This is a genomic window from Mucilaginibacter sp. P4_G9, assembly GCF_056400985.1.
On the sequence record NZ_JBFUKF010000348.1, the window covers coordinates 1 to 5218 of the forward strand.

The window sequence follows — 5218 nt, forward strand, 5'->3', positions numbered from 1 at the left end:
GCTGTAAGGATGATAGCAGCTACCGATATCCGGTTTAAAAAAGGCAATGAGCATGTGAACGAAAGCAAGGTAGTTTATGGCGATGCCGGCATATTTGATGTTTTTACCCTCCCCCTGCTTGATGGCGACCCGAAAACTGCTTTAAAAGAGCCCAATACCGTTGTACTAAGCGAGACAGCAGCCAAAAAATACTTTAACCACACCAATGTAGTTGGCGAATACATTACTTTAGTTAACAGTAATATCAACTATAAAATAACCGGAGTAGTAAAAAACATCCCGGCACAATCGCATTTTAATTTTGACTTCTTCCTGTCAATGTCATCGCTGGAATCGAGCAAGGCCACTAACTGGAATGGTTTCAGTTTTACTACTTATGCTTTACTTAAGCCGGGCGCAGATACTAAAAGATTTGAGAAAAAGGTTGATGACTTGTTCCGCAAATACTTTGCTCAACAACCCGGTTTCAACTGGCAAAACTTCGAAAAAAATGGCAACGCTATCAGCCTGAATTTAACTCCGCTTACAAAGATCCACCTTACCTCAAACCGGCAATACGAACTTGGGGCCAACAGCAGTATGGATTATGTATACATCTTCTCGGCCATTGCATTGTTCGTACTGCTTATTGCCTGTATAAACTTCGTGAACCTTTCAACAGCCCGCTCAGCAAACCGGGCACGGGAAGTAGGGGTACGTAAGGTATTAGGCTCGTCGCGCAAAAATCTCATTTTCCAGTTCCTGTCCGAGTCCTTATTGATTACATTATTTGCAACAATAATTGCCATTACAGTAGCTTGGTTTCTTTTGCCATTATTTAACCAGGTATCGGGCAAGGAACTTACAATTTCGGTTCAAACAATCCAATGGCTTTTCCCTGCGCTACTTGCAATTATTATAGTGGTTGGGGTAATTGCAGGATCATACCCTGCATTTTACCTTTCCAGCTTTGAGCCCATTACTGTATTAAAAGGCAAACTATCTACGGGCTTTAAGGGCGGTGGTTTTCGTAACTTTTTGGTAGTAGTGCAATTTTCCATATCGATATTTTTGGTGATAGGCACATTGGTGATTTATAACCAATTAAACTTCATTCAAAATAAAAACCTGGGCTTTGACCGCAGCCACGTATTGGTAATCAGGAATACCATAGGGCTTAACAATGCCAAACTATTTAAGCAGCAGGTTAAGGAAATTACTGGGGTTACTAACGCCTCGTTAAGCGGCTTTATACCAACCAGCAGTCTCAGGCAACCAAACTCGGTGTTTACCAATAAGGTGCCAAATTCCAGGAATGCACTATTTACCGAAGTGTGGCCGATTGACGGGGATTATTTAGCAACAATGGGTATGAGTCTTTCAAAAGGGCGCAATTTCTCTGATCAAATGACCACTGATTCGGCAGGTATGATCATCAACGAAACCGCTGCCCGCATGCTTGGCTTTAGTAAAAACCCGCTGAACCGTTCATTATATTACATAGCCGACGGTTCAAAAAAAGGGGTACAGGAATACCATGTTATCGGGGTTGTAAGGGATTTTAATTTCAGCTCGTTAAGAGACAATATAACACCGGTGGTAATGATACTGGAAAATAACACTAATGCTTTAAGCATCAGGTTGAATGGAAATAATGTGAAACCATACCTGCCACAGATAGAAAACAAATGGAACGCAGTATCCCCCAATCAGCATATTGCTTACTCGTTTATGGATGATGATTTTAATTCGGCATATCATACCGAACAGCGCATTGCCTCATTATTTTTAATTTTTACAACTTTAGCAGTAATCATTGCCTGCCTTGGCCTGTTTAGTTTAGCCGCCTACGCGGCCGAGCAGCGCAATAAGGAAATAGGCATCCGCAAAGTATTAGGCGCAAGTGTTTCAGCCATAGTTACTATGTTATCAAAGGATTTTATTAAACTGGTAGTTATCTCGTTTGTAATTGCCTCCCCCCTGGCATGGCTAACTATGCAAAAATGGCTGCAGGGTTTTGCCTACCGTGATAATGTTCAATGGTGGGTAATAATTATATCAGGCTTAGGCGCTATAACTATCGCATTTATCACCATTTTTACGCAATCATTCAAAGCGGCCATGGCTAATCCCGTTAAAAGTTTAAGAAGCGAATAGCCTCTTGCTTTACCTGCTCATTGCCGATTCTTCACTAACACAGAGAGCATGTACCTGGCATAAGTATAACAACGCGATAGCAGATATATGTCCTGTTGACAAATAAAAACACTGTTGAATAAAATTTAGGTAACTTCTTAGCGTTTAGGAGTTGGGTTTACATTTTTCAATTTAAAGATACATTTGCCGCATATTTATTACCTCTATGAAAGCCGTAATTATAACACAGCCCGGCGGGCCTTCCGTTTTGCAAATAGCCGAAAGACCAAAGCCTGCTTATAGCGATAATGAAGTACTCATACAGGTGATGGCGGCAGGCGTAAACCGCCCCGATGTTTTTCAGCGTAAAGGTAATTATCCGCCACCGGCAGGTGTACCCATTGATATCCCCGGCCTGGAAATTGCCGGTATTGTAATTGCAATTGGTGCAACCGTTACCCAATTAATGGTTGGCGATAAGGTTTGCGCGCTTGTTGTAGGTGGTGGCTATGCCGAATACTGCAACGCACCCGAAGCACAATGTTTGCCTATACCTGACAGCCTTTCTTTTGCCGAAGCTGCATCACTGCCAGAAACATTTTTCACGGTATGGAGCAATGTATTTGACAGGGCAGCTTTAAAACGAAAAGAAACGCTGCTGGTTCATGGCGGCTCAAGCGGCATTGGTGTAGCTGCCATACAAATGGCAAAAACATTGGGGCATAAAATTTATGTAACGGCCGGATCGGACGATAAATGCCGCTTTTGCGAAGCTTTGGGCGCGGTAAAGGCAATAAACTATAAAACGGAAAATTTTGCTGATGTTATTATGGAACTTACCGGCGGCAAAGGCGTTGATGTGATACTGGATATGATAGGCGGCAGTTATACCGAGGGGAATATCAGATCGCTTGCAGTTGAAGGCAGACTGGTATTAATAAATACCATGAATGGCAGTAATGTACAGGTTGACCTGGCCCAGGTGATGAGGAAGCGACTGGTAATTACCGGCTCGACGCTGCGTTCACGGGAAGTGGAATTTAAGGGAAAGATAGCTCAAAACTTGAAGGAGACCATTTGGCCACTTTTAGCATCCGGTGATATTAAGCCGGTTATCCACTCGATTTTCGGGGCCGCTGATGCCTGCAAAGCCCATGAGCTGATGGAAAGCAGCACACATATTGGCAAAATTATACTCATTTTTGACCATCAGTAACAATAATTAAAGCCGGTATAAATTATCATGCAAAAATGTTGCCTTTGCTATTTAAATATTTGGATAGAAATCATAACTTTGCGCCTCTGAAATAGCATCTTATATTTTTTATATAGAGTTATTAAAAAGGAAAATTTTTTAAACACCAGGTTATATATGCCAAACATTGGAAAAATATCACGGATCATCGGTCCGGTAGTTGACGTAAGTTTCGCTGATGACGCTCATCTTCCCAAAATTTATGATGCGTTAGAGATCACGAAAGATAATGGCCAAAAAATCATTTTAGAAGTTCAACAACATTTAGGCGAAGATCGTGTGCGCGCGATTGCGATGGATTCAACAGACGGACTGCTACGTGGCATGCCGGTTGTGGATCTGGAATCGGCTATTAAAATGCCGGTTGGCGAAAACATTAAAGGCCGTGTATTTAACGTAGTAGGCGATGCTATTGATGGTATCCCTGATCTTGATAAAACCAATGGCCGCCCTATTCACAATATTCCTCCGCGTTTCGAAGATCTGTCTACCGAAACTGAAGTATTATTTACAGGTATCAAAGTTATCGATTTATTAGAGCCTTATGTAAAAGGTGGTAAAATTGGTTTGTTTGGTGGTGCTGGTGTAGGTAAAACAGTATTAATCCAGGAGCTGATCAACAACATCGCGAAAGCTTATGCAGGTCTTTCGGTATTTGCGGGTGTTGGCGAGCGTACACGTGAAGGTAATGACCTTTTGCGCGAGATGCTTGAAGCAGGCATTATAAAATATGGTGATGCATTTATGCATTCAATGGAAGAAGGTGGCTGGGATCTGTCTAAAATAGACAGGGAAGCCATGAAGGATTCTAAAGCAACATTTGTTTTCGGACAGATGAACGAGCCTCCCGGTGCCCGTGCACGTGTGGCCTTATCGGGTTTAACTATTGCCGAATATTTCCGCGATGGTGATGAGGATGGCAAAGGCCGCGATATCCTTTTCTTTATCGATAACATTTTCCGCTTTACACAGGCAGGTTCTGAAGTATCGGCGTTATTAGGTCGTATGCCATCTGCGGTAGGTTACCAGCCAACACTGGCAACAGAGATGGGTACCATGCAAGAGCGTATCACTTCAACCAAACGTGGTTCAATTACATCTGTACAGGCCGTTTACGTACCTGCGGATGACTTGACCGACCCTGCACCGGCAACAACATTTGCCCACTTAGATGCTACAACTGTACTTTCACGTAAAATTGCCGAGTTAGGTATTTATCCTGCTGTGGATCCTTTGGATTCTACATCACGTATCCTTAGCCCAGCTATTTTAGGTGACGAGCACTACAATACAGCTCAGCGTGTTAAAGAAACTTTACAACGCTACAAAGAGCTGCAGGATATCATCGCGATTCTTGGTATGGACGAGTTATCTGAAGAAGATAAACTGGTTGTATCACGTGCGCGCCGTGTTCAGCGTTTCTTGTCACAACCATTCCACGTTGCCGAGCAGTTCACCGGTTTAAAAGGTGTATTGGTTGACATTAAAGAAACCATTAAAGGTTTCAACATGATCATGGATGGCGAAGTTGATGAATACCCAGAGGGTGCATTCAACTTAGTTGGAAGCATTGAAGATGCCATTGAAAAAGGTAAGAAGTTATTGGCTGAAGCCAATAACTAGTATCAAGTAGTTAGTATCAGGTAGCAAGACTGCTATTTGATACTAATTGCAAAATACTTGATACTTGATACTAACTACTTGATACTATAAAGAAATGACTTTAGAAATTCTTACTCCCGATAAAAAAATCTACGAGGGCGAAGCCACATCGGTAACTGTTCCTGGTATGTTGGGATTATTTGAAATATTAAACCACCACGCCCCTATTATATCAACCCTTCAGGA

General features: G+C 42.3%; 4 protein-coding genes. All 4 read left to right on the plus strand.

Features of this window, described 5'->3' with window-relative positions:
- A partial coding sequence (locus tag AC1DPZ_RS21360) for an FtsX-like permease family protein (RefSeq protein ID WP_477407230.1) occupies positions 1-2136 on the plus strand: 2136 nt, incomplete at its 5' end.
- 205 nt (positions 2137-2341) lie between these two features.
- The gene (locus AC1DPZ_RS21365; RefSeq protein ID WP_477407232.1) at positions 2342-3331 is read left to right on the plus strand and encodes an NAD(P)H-quinone oxidoreductase; all 990 of its coding nucleotides are present in this window, start codon (positions 2342-2344) and stop codon (positions 3329-3331) included.
- 156 nt (positions 3332-3487) lie between these two features.
- Positions 3488-4993, plus strand: coding sequence for a F0F1 ATP synthase subunit beta (gene atpD, locus AC1DPZ_RS21370; RefSeq protein WP_477407234.1), 1506 nt, complete (start codon positions 3488-3490; stop codon positions 4991-4993).
- 94 nt (positions 4994-5087) lie between these two features.
- The coding region (locus AC1DPZ_RS21375) for a FoF1 ATP synthase subunit delta/epsilon (RefSeq protein WP_477407236.1) at positions 5088-5218 on the plus strand (131 nt) is incomplete at its 3' end.